Here is a 15,876-nt window from a genome sequence, read left to right as displayed (position 1 = left end):
TGAGGGCAAGGGCACACCCCGCCGTTGCCCATGGTGGGCGTGGTTTCCCCGGGGCGGAAGCGGTGGCCTCCGCGCCGGGGCGGGGCGCGCACAGCAACAATGTGCCACCCGTCCGTGGACAACAGCCGACAGTTCGGTCAATTTGGCGGACCGGCCTCGCGGGAGCGCCCCGAAGGGAGCGGTTCCGTACGGATGTCCGGGGCCGCTGCGCACTCCCCCGCGATGCCGTTCGTCCGTAACGTCCCCCGTCTCCCGTCGCGTTCACCCTCACCCGACCCCGAATCCTCCCGGATCCGGAACCGGGCTCACCCCTCCGGGTACCGGCGTGGCGTCCACACGGACGCGGTGCCGTCCGCGCGCGGTGCCGTCCGGGTCTGCGACGACCCGATCAGCAGGATCGTGCGCATGTCGACCTCGGCGGGGTCGAGGTCGGCGAGGCGGACGGTGCGGACGGACTCCTCCGGGCCGCCGACATCGCGGCCCAGCACGACCGGGGTGTCCGGCGAACGGTGCTCCAGCAGCAGGTCACGCGCCTTGCCGACCTGCCAGGTGCGACTGCGGGAACCCGGGTTGTAGAGCGCCAGGACGAGGTCGGCGGCGGCCGCGGCGCGCAGCCGCTCGGCGATCACCTCCCAGGGCTTGAGGCGGTCGGAGAGGGAGAGGACCGCGTAGTCGTGGCCGAGCGGGGCGCCCGCCTTGGCCGCCGCGGCGTTGGCGGCGGTGACCCCGGGCAGCACCCGTACGGGCACGGCCCGGTAGCGCTCCTCGGCGGCGACCTCCAGGACGGCGGTGGCCATCGCGAAGACGCCCGGGTCGCCACCGGAGACGACCGCGACCCGGCGGCCGCGGCGGGCCAGGTCGAGGGCGAGTTCGGCACGCTCGGACTCGACCTTGTTGTCGGAGCCGTGCCGCAGCTGACCGGGGCGGTGCGGCACCCGGTCCAGGTAGGTGGTGTAGCCGACGAGGTCGTCGGCGGCGGCCAGCGCGCCCCGCGACTCGGGTGTCAGCCACAGCGGTCCGGCCGGTCCGGTGCCGACGACGACCACCTCGCCGGAGCCGGTCCCGGGCATGTCCCCCGACGCGTCGCCGGGGGCGTGCGCCGCTTCGCCGGGCGCCCCTGACACGTTCTCGGGGGCGCCCCCGGGCCCGCTCTCCGGGGCGTGCGCCGCCTCGCCGGGCGCCCCGGACACACCCTCGGGGGCGCTCCCCGACGCGCTCTCGGGGACGTCCCGCTCCGCGACCCGGCTCGGCACCACCGCGACCGCGAAGTACGGCACGGAATCGGGGGCGACGTCCGCCAGCTCCCCGGTCCGTTCGCCTGCCATCGTGGCGCGTTCGACGTAGCGCGCCTCCGGCAGCCGGCCCGAGCGTTCCATGGCCCGGCGGACGGTGGGGAAGGTGCGGCCCAGCTTCATGACGACGGCGGAGTCGGTGGCGGCCAGCCGGGCCGTCAGCTCCTCCTCGGGGAGCGTGCCGGGCAGCACCGTCAGCACCTCGTCGGCCTCCACCAGCGGCCTGCCCAGCCGGGCGGCGGCCGCGTTGATCGAGGTCACGCCGGGGACGACCTCGGTGGGGTAACGGTGCGCCAGACGCTTGTGCATGTGCTGGTACGAGCCGTAGAAGAGCGGGTCGCCCTCGGAGATCACGGCGACCGTGCGGCCCGCGTCCAGGTGCGCGGCGAGCCGCGCCGCGGCCTCCTCGTAGAAGTCGTCGAGGGCGCCGCGGTAGCCGCCGGGGTGGTCGGTCGACTCGGTGGTGACCGGGTAGACCAGCGCCTCCTCGATGTGGTCGGCGCGCAGATGCTCGGCGGCGATGGCGCGGGCGATGGACCGGCCGTGGCGCGCACTGTGGTACGCCACCACATCGGCCTCGGCGATGACCCGGACGGCCTTCACGGTCATCAGGGACGGGTCTCCGGGGCCGAGCCCCACACCGTAGAGACGGCCCGGGGTGCGGGCGCCGGACTGCTGCTCGGGCACGCTCATTCCTCCTCGCTCGCCAGGGCGTTGACGGCGGCCGCGGCCATGGCGCTGCCGCCACGCCGTCCGCGCACCACCAGGTGCTCCAGGCCCGACGGATGGGCGGCCAGCGCCTCCTTGGACTCGGCGGCGCCGATGAAGCCGACGGGTATGCCGAGCACCGCGGCGGGCCGCGGCGCGCCCTCCTCGATCATCTCCAGGAGGCGGAAGAGCGCGGTCGGGGCGTTGCCGACGGCGACGACCGCACCGTCCAGCTTGTCCCGCCACAGCTCCAGCGCGGCGGCGCTGCGGGTGGTCCCCAACTCGGCGGCGAGCGCGGGCACCGACGGGTCGGCGAGGGTGCACACCACCTCGTTGCCGGCGGGCAGCCGCTTACGGGTGACGCCGCTGGCGACCATGTTGGCGTCGCACAGGACCGGCGCGCCGGCGCGCAGCGCGGCGCGTGCGCTCGCCACCACGCCGGGGGAGAAGGCGAGGTCGCGGACGAGGTCGACCATGCCGCAGGCGTGGATCATCCGGACCGCGACCCGGCTGACGTCGGCGGGCAGCCCCGCGAGGTCGGCCTCGGCGCGGATGGTGGCAAAGGACTGGCGGTAGATCGCCGCCCCGTCCTTCTCGTAGTCGAACACGGTGCCCTCGGTGTGGTGGATCGGTGGTGGGGTGGGGAAACGGGATACGGATGCGGGGTGCGGCACCAGGGGTGCGCGCCCTTGGGGCGGTGGTCCGGCGCGCGGCCCGGTGGCGGTCACGGCGCGGTGCCGGGGGCCGGCGGGCGCACCCGGTGGGCGACGGCGTCCGCGACCTGCCGCACGGTGGCGCCGGTCGCGAGCGGCTCGGGCGGCGCCCCCGGGCGGACCACGGTCACGTCGTAGCCGCCGTCGGTCGCCAGGACGTCGATCCAGGTGCCGTGCGGGTGGCCGCAGCGGCGCGCGCAGCCGGACCACTGCACCGGCAGCGCGGTGGCCCGCCCCAGGGCCGCGGCGACGGCGGACGCGTCGGCCCGTACGTCGGTCAGGGACTTGGCGCACCCGGGGCGCCCGGTGCAGGCGCCGAGCCGGTACCAGGGCGAGTCCGGGTCGGTGACCAGGCCCGCGTCCGCGCACTCCCGCAGCCGGTCCGCGGCCACCGGTGCGGTCAGCCCGGGGACGAGGACGCCGCGCCACGGGGTCAGCCGGAGCGTGCCGTCCCCTTCGGCGGCGGTACGGGCCAGGAGGCGCCACTGTGCGCCGGTCAGCCGCCCCAGCGGCGCCGGGACGCTCAGCGCACGGCGTCCGCCGGGTCCTTCGACGAGGCCGGGCGGCGGGGTGCCGGCACCCCGCCGCGGCCGGGCCGGGACCTCGCCGGACGGAACGTACGCGGCGGGGATCCCGGCGGCGCGCAGCCGCTCGCCGACGGCGCGCACGGTCGGCGCCGCGCCCCCCGGCAGATCCCGGAACCGCCAGGCGCCGCTGCCGCTCGCCTCGACCGCGTCCAGGAAGGCACGGGCGGCACCGAGCGCGGCACGGGCGGCATCGGCACCCGCGATCCGGAGGGCCGGGCCGGGACCGTCGCCGGAGCCGGACCCGTCGCCGGGGTCGCCGGTCCCGCCGAGGAGGAGGAGCGCGGACGCCTCCGGCGCCGCGGCTGCCGGGCCGCCCGGCGCCGCCGGTTCTGCGACCAAGGTCACATCGCCGCCCAGGCCCGCCACATCGCCGCGGCCGTCGTCCAGGACGAAGAGGAAGCGGCCCGAAAGCCGCGTCGTCCACTCCTGTCCGCAGAGCAGTCCGTCCAGCTCACGGGCCCAGCGCCGCACGTCGGCCGGGGTGTGGCGGTCGATTCCGGCGAGCGGTGAGGCGACGAGGTTGCGGACGCGTTCATGGCGGACGGAGGGCAGCAGACCGGCATCGGTCAGCAGCGCGGCCAGCGCGCCGCCGCAGCCGTCGCCGAGGCCGCGCAGCTCCGCGTTGCCGCGCGAGGTGAGGGAGATCCCGCCGTCCCCGAACCGCTCCGCCGCATCCCCCAACGCCCGTGCCTGACGCCCGGTCAACTCCCCTGCGGGCAGCCGGACACGGGCCAGCGCGCCGTCCGCCGCCGCGTGCAGCCGCAGCGCGCCCGGGCAGGCGTCACCGCGCTCGCGCAGCGGTGGCTGGGCCCCGGGGGGCCGGTTCGAGGGGGAGGGCGGCATGGCCGCGAGCATACCGACGCGCCACCGGGGACGACGGTGCCCCGGGCCCCGCCCCGGGCGCCCCGGCGAACCCCCGCGCCCCTGGACGGACACCCCGGAACCGCCCCTCGTACCGCCCCTGATCCGCCCTCGCCGGATCCCTGAGCCGGCCCCCGTACGGGCACCCCGTAGGGGGCCGCGCGCCCCGGACGATCCCCGCGTCGCCCCCGTACGGGCACCCCGTACGGGGTCCGGCTCAGGGGCCCGCCCCGGTCACCTCCCGGGGGCGGGCCCCGCCTGCCACGGCGCCGGTATCCGCCACGGCGCCGGTACCCACCGCGCACCTCGCCACCAAGCCCCCCTCCCCACCGCCCCGACCAGCCCTTACCATTCACTTCGGTGGGTCAGCCGGCCCGCCGACGCCGGAGACGGCGACGAGGGCTTTCCCGACCACGGGGCAGCTCTCAGGGAGGAAGCCCGGTGCGAATCCGGCGCGGTCCCGCCACTGTGAGCCCGGCAGCTGCCGGGTGAGTCAGGAACTCCCGCCGTCCAACGAACCACCCGGGGCGCGGATACCCCGAGGAAGGCTCTGCGCTCGCATGCTTCTGCTGCTGTCGACCTCCGACACCGATCTCCTCAGCGCCCGCGCCGCCGGCGGCCCCGTGCCGTTCCGGCTCGCCAACCCGGCCCGCCTCGACCTCGCCGAACTCCCCGCGCTGCTCGACGGTGTCGACCTCGTCGTGGTCCGCCTCCTCGGCGGCATCCGCGCCTGGGAGGAGGGCCTGAACCTCCTCCTCGCCGAGGACCAGCACCGCCCCGTCGTCGTCCTCTCCGGCGAACAGGCCCCCGACGCCCAGCTGATGGAGGCGTCCACCGTTCCGGTCGGCACCGCCGCCGAGGCGCACGCCTACCTCGCGCACGGCGGGCCCGAGAACCTCGGCCGCCTCGCCCGCTTCCTCTCCGACACCGTCCTGCTGACCGGCCACGGCTTCGAACCGCCGCAGCCCGCGCCGACCTGGGGCGAGCTGGAGCGGCCCGCGGCCCGTACGGACATCGACGGCCCGCTCGTCCCGGTGCTCTACTACCGCGCCCACCACATGAGCGGCAACACCGGCTTCGTCGACGCGCTCTGCACCAAGATCGAGGAGGCCGGGGGCCGCCCGCTGCCGCTCTTCGTCGCCTCGCTGCGCGCACCCGAGCCCGAGCTGATCGACGCGCTGCGCCCGGCCGACGCCATCGTCACCACCGTCCTCGCCGCGGGCGGCACCAAGCCGGCCGAGGCGTCCGCCGGCGGCGACGACGAGTCCTGGGACGCGGGCGCGCTCGCCGCCCTGGACGTGCCGATCCTCCAGGCACTCTGCCTGACGGGTAACCGCGCCGCCTGGGAGGAGAACGACGAGGGCCTCTCGCCGCTGGACGCCGCCACCCAGATCGCCGTACCCGAGTTCGACGGCCGCCTGATCACCGTCCCGTTCTCCTTCAAGGAGATCGACGAGGACGGTCTGCCGACGTACGCCGCCGACCCCGAGCGCGCCGCCCGCGTCGCCGGGATCGCCGTCCGCCACGCCCGCCTGCGCCACATCCCGGCGAAGGACAAGAAGCTGGCACTGGTCCTCTCCGCGTACCCCACCAAGCACTCCCGCATCGGCAACGCCGTCGGCCTCGACACCCCCGCCTCCGCCGTCGCCCTCCTGCGCCGCCTGCGTGAGGAGGGCTACGACTTCGGTGACGAGGACGTACCGGGTCTCGCCTCCGGTGACGGCGACGAGCTGATCTACGCCCTCATCGAGGCGGGCGGCCACGACCAGGAGTGGCTGACCGAGGAACAGCTCGCCAAGAACCCGGTCCGGATCCCCGCCGCCGACTACAAGCGCTGGTACGCCACGCTCCCCCAGGAGCTGCGCGACTCCGTCGAGCAGCACTGGGGCCCGCCGCCCGGCGAGATGTTCCTCGACCGCTCCCGCAACCCGGAGGGCGACATCGTCCTCGCCGCCCTGCGCCGCGGCAACCTGCTGATCCTCATCCAGCCGCCGCGCGGCTTCGGCGAGAACCCGATCGCGATCTACCACGACCCCGATCTGCCGCCGTCCCACCACTACCTGGCCGCCTACCGCTGGATCGCCGCCTCCGCCGACGACGGCGGCTTCGGCGCCGACGCGATGATCCACCTCGGCAAGCACGGCAACCTGGAGTGGCTGCCCGGCAAGAACGCGGGCCTCTCCGCCGCCTGCGGCCCGGACGCCGCCCTCGGCGACCTGCCGCTGATCTACCCGTTCCTCGTCAACGACCCCGGCGAGGGCACCCAGGCCAAGCGCCGCGTCCACGCCACCCTCGTCGACCACCTCGTCCCGCCGATGGCACGCGCCGACTCGTACGGCGACATCGCCCGCCTGGAACAACTCCTCGACGAATACGCGCAGATCAGCGCCATGGACCCGGCGAAGCTCCCGGCGATCCGCGCGCAGATCTGGACCCTCATCCAGGCCGCCAGGCTCGACCACGACCTCGGCCTTGAGGCCCGCCCCGACGACGACGGCTTCGACGATTTCCTGCTGCACGTCGACGGCTGGCTCTGCGAGGTCAAGGACGCCCAGATCCGTGACGGTCTGCACGTCCTGGGCGCCGCCCCGACCGGTGAGGCGCGCGTCAACCTCGTCCTCGCGATCCTCCGCGCCCGCCAGATCTGGGGCGGTACGTCCGCGCTGCCCGGGCTGCGGGAGGCGCTGGGCCTGGACGAGTCCGCCGCGACCCGCACCGCCGCCGACGACGCGGAGGAGCGCGCCCGCGCCCTCGTCCAGGCGATGGAGGCCGCCGGCTGGGCGCCGTCCGCCGTCGCCGAGGTGGCCGCCGGGCAGCCCGAACAGGTCGCCGCGATCCTCGGCTTCGCCGCCCGCGAGGTCGTCCCGCGCCTCGCCGGGACCACCACCGAGATCGACCACGCCGTCCACGCCCTGAACGGCGGCTTCGTCCCCGCGGGCCCGTCCGGCTCCCCGCTGCGCGGCCTGGTCAACGTCCTGCCGACCGGCCGCAACTTCTACTCCGTCGACCCCAAGGCCGTCCCGTCCCGCCTCGCCTGGGAGACCGGCCAGGCGCTCGCCGACTCCCTCCTGGAGCGCTACCGCGCCGACAACGGCGAGTGGCCCACCTCCGTCGGCCTCTCCCTCTGGGGCACCAGCGCCATGCGCACCTCCGGGGACGACGTCGCCGAGGCCCTCGCGCTGCTCGGCGTCCGCCCCGTCTGGGACGACGCCTCCCGCCGCGTCACCGGCCTGGAGCCCATCCCCCCGGCGGAGCTGGGCCGCCCCCGCATCGACGTCACCCTCCGCATCTCCGGCTTCTTCCGCGACGCGTTCCCGCACGTCATCGGTCTGCTCGACGATGCGGTACGGCTCGCCGCCGGGCTGGACGAGCCCGCCGCCGACAACTACATCCGCGCGCACGCCCAGGCCGACCTCGCCGCCCACGGCGACGAACGCCGCGCCACCACCCGTATCTTCGGCTCCCGACCCGGCACCTACGGCGCGGGCCTGCTCCAGCTCATCGACTCCCGCGACTGGCGCACCGACGCCGACCTCGCCGAGGTCTACACCGTCTGGGGCGGCTACGCGTACGGCCGTGGCCTGGAGGGCCGCCCGGCGCGCGACGAGATGGAAACCGCGTACAAGCGCATCGCCGTCGCCGCGAAGAACACCGACACCCGCGAACACGACATCGCCGACTCCGACGACTACTTCCAGTACCACGGCGGCATGGTCGCCACCGTGAAGGCGCTCAAGGGCACCGCCCCCGAGGCGTACATCGGCGACTCCACCCGCCCGGAGACGATCCGCACCCGCTCCCTCGTCGAGGAGACGTCCCGCGTCTTCCGCGCCCGCGTCGTCAACCCGCGCTGGATCGAGGCGATGCGCCGCCACGGCTACAAGGGCGCCTTCGAACTCGCCGCCACCGTCGACTACCTCTTCGGCTACGACGCGACCACCGGCGTCGTCGCCGACTGGATGTACGACAAGCTCGCCCAGACCTACGTCCTCGACCCCGAGAACCGCGCCTTCCTCCAAGAGGCCAACCCCTGGGCCCTCCACGGCATCGCCGAACGCCTCCTGGAGGCGGAGTCGCGAGGCATGTGGGAGAAGCCGGACGCGGAGACCCTGGCCGCGCTGCGGGAGGCGTTCCTGGAGACGGAGGGGGAGCTGGAGGGGGAGGAGTGAGCGGCGCGCCGCTGCCCTGGGTGCGCCGCTCGGCTGCCGCCCCTGCCTTCGGCTGACCGGCACCGTCATCCACTTCTTCCCCCTGAGGACTCACCATGCGGGTTTCCCGAGCGGCCACGCACCCGCCGGCCGCGCCCCGAGCTCCCCGCCGAAGGTTCGCCGCGCTGAACCGGGCGTTCGCGTCCCTGGTGATCTTCGCGGGCTTCGGCGTCACCGCCTTCGGGCTGGTAAGCGTCGCCGCGTCGCTCGGGTACGTGGGGACGCCGGGCACGTTGACGGTCCAGGGGTGCCGGGAGGTGAAGGGACGGTCCCACGGACAGAATTGCTTCGGCCCGCTGCACGCCGTGGACGGAAGGCTTCTGTAGCGGCCGCCGGCTCAGGGAGCTGCTCCGGCCGGGCCGGCGCCCGACGGGGCGCGCGGGCAGGTGCTCCCTCAGCTCTCTGCCCGCAGCCTCGCCCAAGCCGCCGCGCCGTCCCGCAGGCTCTCCGTGATCGGGTTCGGGTACTCCGTCGCGAGGGCCTGCCAGTAGCCGGAGAGGGCGGTGGCGAAGAGGTCGAGGGAGCGCCGCGGGGCGGTGGACCAGGACGGGACCTCGGCGGCCCACTGTTCGGCCTGGGCGGCGGGATGGCCGTGGTGGATGAGCCAGACGATCCAGCAGGCCGGGTCGATCCAGGCGGCGCCGCGGGTGCCGTAGGCCCAGTCGACGAGGCGGGCCGGGGCGGCGCCGTCGATCAGGACGTTGGCGGGGTTGAGGTCGGTGTGGAGCAGCGTCGGCCCGGCGAAGGCGGCGCCGTCGGCGGGGTCGTCGAGGTGGCGGGCCCAGCGGTCCACCGCGTCCTCGGTCCGTACGTCCGGGCAGCGGATGCCGCCCAGGGTGGCGAGGGCGTCGACGACGAGCGGCAGGTCGGCGGAGTCCGGGGCGTAGTCGGCGCCGCGGCCGGTGAGGTGCTCGAAGCCGATGAGGTCCCAGCCGCCCGCGTCGATCCGCCAGCGCACGGCGGGCGCGAGCGGCGCGGCGTGGGGCGCGATGTCCGCCTCCCGCTGCTGATTCCAGGCGAAGGCGTAGTCGTGGCGCAGGCCCTTCACGAAGACGCGGCCGCTGTCGGTGTCCAGCGTGGTGGTGAGCTGGCTGACGTATCCGGCGGCGATGTCGTCGGCGCGGTGGACGGCGCCGGTCCGCGCGCGGACCGCCGTGTGGACGTCGGCGGGGAGGGAGTTCCAGGTCTGTTGGACGGGCATGGTGGCGGAGCCTAGCGGCGGTACGCCCCTCGTAGGAGGATTCCGGCCCGAGCCCCGCACGTGTCCGAGTCCCTTACGGGCCAAGGAAGTTGGCGGGCGGTGTCCAAGCCGGTGGGCGGTGCCCCTGGCGGGCAGGGGCACCGCCCACCACGGGTCACGGGCTGGTCCTGATCGTCTTCATCGTCAGATGGGACTCCAGGCGGCGGACGGCGGGCAGGCCGCTGAGACGGTCGGTCAGGAAGGCTTCGTAGGCGGCGTGGTCGGCGACGGCGACGCGGATGAAGTAGTCCGGGCGGCCGTACATCCGGCGGAATTCCACGACCTCTTCGAAGGACGCCACGATGGACTCGAATTCCTCGAAACTCTTGCGGTCCTGCGCGTAGATCTCGACGTCGATCAGAACCTCCAGGCCGCGTCCCACGGCCTCCGGATCGATGACCGCGCGGTATCCCGCGATGACGCCGGACTCCTCCAGGCGTTTGACCCGCCGCAGGCAGGGCGGGGCGGTCAGTCCGATGCGTCTGGCCAGCTCGACGTTTGTGAGCCGCCCGTCGTGGCGCAGTTGAAAGATAATTTCGCGGTCGATCGCATCGAGCGGTACTTCCTTGCTCATATCCCGAGAATACAGGGGTGATCGGCAATCATATGAGGCGGAAGTTTTTCTAAAATTTCGCCATGGAAATACCCTCTGCCGTCGCCGAGGTGCCACCTCGGCCCGCGCCCGTACCACTGCCCCCGAAAACCTCCCAGGCGCGCGCGGCGTTCAAGGACTCGGCGGGCGCCGGCCTGGCGTTCATCCCGCTCGGCCTCGCCTACGGGGCGCTCGTGACGCAGTCGGGTCTGGACTGGTGGTGGGCGGGGCTGTCCGCGCTGGTCGCGTTCGGCGGCTCGTTCGAGTTCCTGTTGATCGGCCTGGTCACGGCCTGCACCCCGCTCGCCTCCATCGCGGTCTCCGCGTTCATGGTGAACGTCCGGCACGTCTTCTACGCGCTCTCCTTCCCCCTGCACCGCGTGACCGGCCGCCTCGGGAAGACGTACAGCACCTTCGCCCTGTGCGACGAGGCGTTCGCGCTGACCTCCGGGGAGCAGGCCCGCTCCTGGCCCGGCGGGCGCATCCTGTGGCTGCAGTTCTCGCTGCACCTGTACTGGGCGGCCAGTTCGGTGGCCGGGGCGCTGCTGGGCTCCCTCATCCCGGAGGGCGTCACCGGTCTGGACTTCGCCCTCACCGCGATGTTCACCGTCCTCGCGCTGGACGCGGTCCGGGATCTGCGCGGCGACCTGCCCACCCCCGTGCTCGCCCTGCTCAGCGCGGTCGCCGCCCGGCTCCTCTTCCCGGACGAGATGCTGCCGGTCGCCTTCGCGCTGTTCACCGCCGCCCTCCTGGCCCGCCATTTCGTCACCGGGAGGAAGACCGGCCATGCCTGACACGCGCTACGCCGTCGCCGCCGTCCTCGTCACCGCGGCCGTCACCTGGGGCCTGCGGGCCCTGCCGTTCGCGGCGCTCACCCCGCTGCGCGCCAGTGGCACGGTCCGGTTCCTCCGCACCCGTATGCCGGCCGGCGTGATGCTGATCCTCCTGGTCTACTGCCTGCGCGACGTCCCCGTCACCCAGACCCGCGCCCTGGCCCCGCTGGCCGCGCTGGCCGTCACCGTCGGCCTGCACCTGTGGCGCCGCAACGCCCTGCTGAGCATCCTCGCCGGCACCGCCGTCCACACGCTCCTGGCCAGCTTGGTCTTCACGGGCTGAGAGACCAGGACCACCGGCACCTTCCTGGTCACCGTGGACAGCACGGGCGCCCGGCACACCGCGAGCGTCACCGGGACCCGGAGACGTCCCCTACGGGTCCCGGCCCCGGGTCACCCCTCCCCGTCGACCGGGAAGTCCGCGCCGACCGTCAGCGTGACCTCCCCCGGCGCCGCATCGGCCGCCTCCCGGGGCGTGAGACGGCCGGGGAGGCGGGCGGCCAGGACCTCGGCCCGGTCGCGCAGGCCCGCCGGGTAGCCGAGGGTCGTGGGGCCCGTCGCGGGGGCGTTGCCCGTGGCGGTGACGGTGAAGCCGAGGGCGCGCAGACCGGCGGCGGCGGTGGCGGCGCGGCCGGGGGCGCCGGTGCCGTTGAGGACGCGGACGCGGACGGCGGCGGCGGTGACGGGGTGGGCGGCGGCCGCGGTCAGCCGCCGCTTGGCGGCGGCGTCGATCTCCCGGTCGTGGGCGAGGGCGCGGAAGACGTCGCCGGCCTGCGGGTACTGCCACACGACGTTGGCGTGGTCGGTGGGGACGTCCGCCTCGCGCGGATAGTTCGGCACGGTGAGGAAGGTGAGCCGGTCGGCGGGGATGTCCTTGAGCGTGGCGGCGAGGTCGTAGAGCGGTTTGATCCCGGCCAGATCGCGGTCGGTGGTGAGGGACCTGGTGGCGGAGTCGAGGAAGCCGTAGAGCGAGCCGGGGCTGGTCAGCTGGGCGCGGGCCTTGGTGCCGAGCGCCTTCAGGAACTCCTGCTGGCGGCCGATGCGGCCGAGGTCGGAGCCGTCGCCGACGCTGTAACGGGTGCGGACGTAGCCGAGTGCCTGCTCGTCGCGGATGGTCTGGCAGCCCGCCTGAAGGTCGAGGTGGGCCTTGGTGTCGTGGATGGCGTGCTCGGGGCAGACCTCTATGCCGCCCAGGGCGTTGACCATGCCCTTGAAGCCCTGGAAGTCGAGCGACGCGAAGTGGTCGATGCGCAGCCCGGTGGCGGTCTCGATCGTCTTGATCGTGCAGCTGGCGGCCTTGCCGATGTCGCCGCTGTCCCCGCCGATCGAGAACGCCTCGTTGATCTTGAAGTGGTGCGGTGCGGACCGGCTGCCGTTGCCGCGTACGCAGGAGGGGATGCGCACCCAGGAGTCGCGCGGGAAGGACAGGGCGGTCGCCCAGTGCCGGTCGGCGGAGAGGTGCAGCACCATCAGCGTGTCCGACTGCATGGTGGTCAGGCCCTTGCCGTACGCGGCGTTGGCGCCCGCGCGGCTGTCGGAGCCGACCACGAGGATGTTCTTGGAGCCGGGGCTGAGGTTGGCGGGCCGGTCGCCGAGCCCGTCGCCGATGTCGGCGCCGCGGATGTTGGCGTCCAGGTGCTGGTAGATCCAGGCGCCCGCGCCGGTGGTGCCCAGCAGCACCGCGGCGAGGACGGCACCGGCCCAGGCGACGACGCGGCCGCGGCGGGTCATCCGGAGCTTCCCGGGCGGCGCGGCCGGGCGGCGCGGGGCGCCCGCGGCGGGCGCCGGACGGGGGCGGGCCCCGGGGGCGGTACGGCGCGCGGCCGCGGGTTCGCGCCGGGGGCCGGGGACGCCGCGGGCGCCGCGGCCGGGCGGGGCGTCACGGCGCGCGGCACCTGGCCTGAGGGGCGCGCCGCCCCGGGAACTCTGCCTGTCGTGCACGCCGTTGGCCCCTCTCGCTCTGCGGATGCTACGTCGGGGAACGCGGTAGCGGGAGCCGTCGCGGGCGACGGGGGCGGCGGCGGAAGGGCCGGACGGGGCGGTCGGGCCGGGCCGGGGGCGGGCGCGGCGGCGCGCACCGGGGCGGGTGCGCGGCCCGGCGGCACCCCGGTGGGCGTCGGGAGCAGCGGCGCGCGGGGGGCGCGCGGCGCCGGGCGCGCACGCCCCGGGTGCGGGGGCGCTTCCCGGTGCCGGCGGGTCAGATTCCGGAGCTGGGGAGCAGGTGGATGGTGTCCGGGTCGTACCGGAACCACCGGGGCGGCCGGCCGCCGGGAGTGGTGCGCATCCGGCACCACTGGCCGCCGTCCTCGTCCGTCCACCATGCGGTGATCCGGCCCACCGCCCAGTGGCCGTCCGGGAAGTGGACCTCGACGGGCTGATAGACCCACCGCACCTCCGCGTCCGGTGGCGGGCAGTCCCAGCTCGGGAGTGAGCACCTCGTCGCCATCTCCCCCTCCGAAAACACCCGTTACCGCCATGTGGAGTGCCAGCGTACCGACAATATCTACAGTGTTGTAGAACTTCGCGGGAGGTATGACCGGAGCGCTTCCGCCGGCCCCGTCGCGCCGGAGCGGCCCGGCCCGGCCCCGTAGCGGTCCGCAGGGCGAGGGATGCGTCTCTGACCTGCTGCTTTCGCGGAGAGGGGGCAGTCCGCCCGGCGCAGGAAGGCGCGGGCGCCGCGGAGCGCGGTGCGCACCGTGCGCTGCGTCGGTGCGCTGTCCAGGCGGACGTCCAGCGGCCCCGGGGGACCGGTCTCGGTGCGGCGCCGCCCGACGGCCGGAGCGTGGACGAAACTCTCGCGTACGGGGTCACCGTCGCCGAGGAGCAGCGAGGTGCGGGCGATCACGGCGGCCGGGGCGAAGAGCCGGATCGCTGTTTCGGCCGCGGCCTTCGCCGCCCCGTAGGGGGTGACCGGATCGGGCAGGGCCGCTTCGTCGTAGTGGACGCCGGCGCCGGAGAGGGCGGCGTCACCGGAGACGCGCACCAGCCGGGCGCCGTACCGCATGGCCGCTCTCGCCAGGTGGGTCGCACCGTCGGCCGTGGTCGCCCGGTCCGGAGCGCCCCTGGGGGCGGGACCCCACGCCCACCCGCTCACAGCGGTGTCGCGGCCTTGAGGATGAGGACGAGGGCGATCGTGGAGTTCAGGGAGGCGAGGGCCGAGGTGGCGGTGCCGGCGGCGGCGACGAGGGCGGCGAGGCCGGTCGGGGTCAGGGCGTGCGGCCAGCTGCCGGCCGGCGGTACGGGCGCGAGCAGCGCCGCCACCCGGCGCGGCACCGGACCGGTCTCCGCGGCGAAGTGCGCCAGCTCCGGATGGGGGGCGCCCGGCCGCCCCACGAGCGCCGCCTTGCCGACCGCGTGCGCCGTCACCCGGCGGTCGCCGACGACGCGGGCGGCCTCCTCGTCGGCCCACCGCTCCGTGGCGTACGCCGCCGCCGAACGCAGCGGCAGCAGCAGCGGGTTGAGGCACCCGGCCAGCCGTACGGCCAGCAGATAGCGGTGGTGGTGGCAGTCCAGATGGGCCCGTTCGTGCGCGAACAGGGCGCGCCGCTCGGCGCCGTCCAGGCTGTCCAGCATCCCCTGCGACACCACGACCCGCCCGGAGCGCGCGGCCCGCCCCGGGCGCCCCGGGGTGCCCGGCACGGCGTACGCGTACGGCGTCGCGTCCGGGAGGACGGCCGGGTCGTGGCCCGGTGGCAGCGCGGCCAGCGCGTCCTGGGCGCGCGCCCGGATGCGGCGGTGGCGGCGCAGCGCCCCGACGCAGGCCACGCCCGCGGCAGCCAGCGCGGCGATGGCGGCGGTCCCGGCGATCTCCGCGCCCGGCACCGCGGCGCGCACCTCCGGGTCGGACCAGCCGTCCGGCAGCGGGTTGCCGGGCAGTTGCGCGGTCCCGACGACCATCAGCAGGCCCAGGCAGAGCGTGCTGCACACCGCGAGGACGGTGGACAGCAGGGTCAGCAGGCGGGTCGAGGCGCGGGGGTGGAGGTGCTGGCCGGCGAGTTTGGCGATCGGCAGCGTGGTGAGCGGCAGAACCAGCGGGAGGAAGACGAAGAACCCCACAGGTCAGTCCCCGCCGGGGCCCGGGCCACCGGGTGCGGCGCCGTCCAGCAGGGCGCGCAGCACCTGTTCGTCGTGGGCGGACAGCGCCGAGACGAAGCTGGTCAGGACGGCGTCCCGGTCCGGTTCGCCGTCCAGGACCCGGCGCATCCGCAGCGCCGCGAGACCGGCTTCGTCGGCGGCGGGCGTCCAGAGGTAGGCGCGGCCGGACCGCTCCCGGGTGACGGCCTTCTTGGCGTGCAACCGGGACAGGATCGTCATCACGGTCGTGTAGGCGAGGTCGCCGCCGAGTCGTTCCTGCACCCAGGCGGCGGAGACCGGTTCCGGCGCGTGGTGCAGCGCGGTCAGGACCTGCGCCTCCAACTCGCCCTGGCCGCGGCGGCGGGCGCGCTCCGGGCCGCCCGCGCGGTAACCGCCGGGGGCGCCCGCGGAACCGCCGGATCCGCCGTCTCCGGAGGGCGCGCCGAGCGCTCTTCCGAAGGTTTTCCCGCCCATGTCGTCGCCTCCCGCCGTGCCGGGCGTCCCGGGGCCGGGACGTCGGGGCATCTTACGGCCGCGGCCGCGGCCCGTACCGCCCGGCCGGATTCCGCCGCCGCCCCGGAAGGCAGGCCCTGCGGGCAGGCCGTACGAGGTGGGTCCCCCCCCAAGGCCCGTGCCCCGCGGGGTTCCCCGTAGGGCACGGGCCGTAAAGGGGTGGCCCGTACGGGACGTGCCGCAGGGGAGGCCCCGTACGGGACCTTGCCGTCGGGAAGAGCCCGTACGGGACGGCGTCGGTGGGCCGCGCCAACT

13 protein-coding genes and 1 riboswitch are annotated in these 15,876 nt (G+C 75.3%); of the genes, 3 read left to right on the top strand and 10 right to left on the bottom strand.

Going from position 1 to position 15,876, the window contains the following annotated elements:
* Positions 1-305 precede the first annotated feature (305 nt).
* From ACF1BH_RS28795 to cobG, 3 genes are all read right to left on the bottom strand, one after another.
* Positions 306-1,985: a precorrin-2 C(20)-methyltransferase gene (locus ACF1BH_RS28795; RefSeq protein ID WP_391647187.1), complete on the bottom strand. Its 1,680-nt coding sequence runs from the start codon at positions 1,983-1,985 to the stop codon at positions 306-308.
* A complete protein-coding gene (locus tag ACF1BH_RS28790; protein ID WP_391647185.1) occupies positions 1,982-2,608 on the bottom strand; it encodes a precorrin-8X methylmutase in 627 nt (208 codons plus the stop codon). The genes ACF1BH_RS28795 and ACF1BH_RS28790 overlap by 4 nt, the downstream gene beginning before the upstream one ends.
* A 116-nt stretch (positions 2,609-2,724) precedes the next feature.
* On the bottom strand, positions 2,725-4,143 hold the full coding sequence (gene cobG / locus ACF1BH_RS28785; protein ID WP_391647183.1) for a precorrin-3B synthase: 1,419 nt from the start codon (positions 4,141-4,143) through the stop codon (positions 2,725-2,727).
* Positions 4,144-4,557: 414 nt separating this feature from the next.
* Positions 4,558-4,685, top strand: a riboswitch (cobalamin riboswitch).
* A gap of 36 nt (positions 4,686-4,721) precedes the next feature.
* Here cobG and cobN point away from each other — a divergent pair.
* Positions 4,722-8,330, top strand: coding sequence for a cobaltochelatase subunit CobN (gene cobN / locus ACF1BH_RS28780; RefSeq protein ID WP_391647181.1), 3,609 nt, complete (start codon positions 4,722-4,724; stop codon positions 8,328-8,330).
* Positions 8,331-8,763: 433 nt separating this feature from the next.
* On the opposite strand, the gene ACF1BH_RS28775 is transcribed toward cobN, so the two are convergent.
* Together ACF1BH_RS28775 and ACF1BH_RS28770 are read right to left on the bottom strand one after the other, a co-directional pair.
* Entirely contained in the window at positions 8,764-9,570 is an 807-nt protein-coding gene (locus tag ACF1BH_RS28775) for an aminoglycoside phosphotransferase (RefSeq protein WP_391647179.1), read from the bottom strand.
* A 154-nt stretch (positions 9,571-9,724) separates the two neighbouring features.
* Positions 9,725-10,183 (bottom strand): Lrp/AsnC family transcriptional regulator, encoded by a 459-nt coding sequence (locus ACF1BH_RS28770; protein WP_391647176.1) that lies wholly within the window; start codon positions 10,181-10,183, stop codon positions 9,725-9,727.
* A 62-nt stretch (positions 10,184-10,245) separates the two neighbouring features.
* On the opposite strand from ACF1BH_RS28770, the gene ACF1BH_RS28765 reads away from it, so the two are divergent.
* A complete protein-coding gene (locus tag ACF1BH_RS28765) occupies positions 10,246-10,995 on the top strand; it encodes an AzlC family ABC transporter permease (RefSeq protein WP_391647174.1) in 750 nt (249 codons plus the stop codon).
* Positions 10,988-11,317: a branched-chain amino acid transporter permease gene (locus tag ACF1BH_RS28760; RefSeq protein ID WP_391647172.1), complete on the top strand. Its 330-nt coding sequence runs from the start codon at positions 10,988-10,990 to the stop codon at positions 11,315-11,317. Before ACF1BH_RS28765 ends, ACF1BH_RS28760 begins: the two co-directional genes overlap by 8 nt.
* Before the next feature lie 110 nt (positions 11,318-11,427).
* On the opposite strand, the gene ACF1BH_RS28755 is transcribed toward ACF1BH_RS28760, so the two are convergent.
* The 5 genes from ACF1BH_RS28755 to ACF1BH_RS28735 all read right to left on the bottom strand — a co-directional run bounded on the left by ACF1BH_RS28755 (position 11,428) and on the right by ACF1BH_RS28735 (position 15,582).
* Entirely contained in the window at positions 11,428-12,765 is a 1,338-nt protein-coding gene (locus ACF1BH_RS28755; protein WP_391647169.1) for an LCP family protein, read from the bottom strand.
* 466 nt (positions 12,766-13,231) lie between these two features.
* On the bottom strand, positions 13,232-13,480 hold the full coding sequence (locus tag ACF1BH_RS28750) for a hypothetical protein (protein ID WP_391647166.1): 249 nt from the start codon (positions 13,478-13,480) through the stop codon (positions 13,232-13,234).
* A gap of 57 nt (positions 13,481-13,537) precedes the next feature.
* Complete coding sequence (locus tag ACF1BH_RS28745) at positions 13,538-14,128, bottom strand: sugar nucleotide-binding protein (RefSeq protein ID WP_391647164.1); 591 nt, start codon at positions 14,126-14,128, stop codon at positions 13,538-13,540.
* Positions 14,125-15,090: a M56 family metallopeptidase gene (locus ACF1BH_RS28740; RefSeq protein WP_391647162.1), complete on the bottom strand. Its 966-nt coding sequence runs from the start codon at positions 15,088-15,090 to the stop codon at positions 14,125-14,127. Before ACF1BH_RS28740 ends, ACF1BH_RS28745 begins: the two co-directional genes overlap by 4 nt.
* A gap of 3 nt (positions 15,091-15,093) precedes the next feature.
* Positions 15,094-15,582 (bottom strand): BlaI/MecI/CopY family transcriptional regulator, encoded by a 489-nt coding sequence (locus ACF1BH_RS28735; RefSeq protein WP_391647160.1) that lies wholly within the window; start codon positions 15,580-15,582, stop codon positions 15,094-15,096.
* Positions 15,583-15,876 lie beyond the last annotated feature (294 nt).

The organism is Streptomyces sp. NPDC014733 (genome assembly GCF_043083385.1).
Taxonomy (GTDB): Bacteria; Actinomycetota; Actinomycetes; order Streptomycetales; family Streptomycetaceae; genus Streptomyces.
This window is presented reverse-complemented; position numbering and strand designations above follow the sequence as displayed.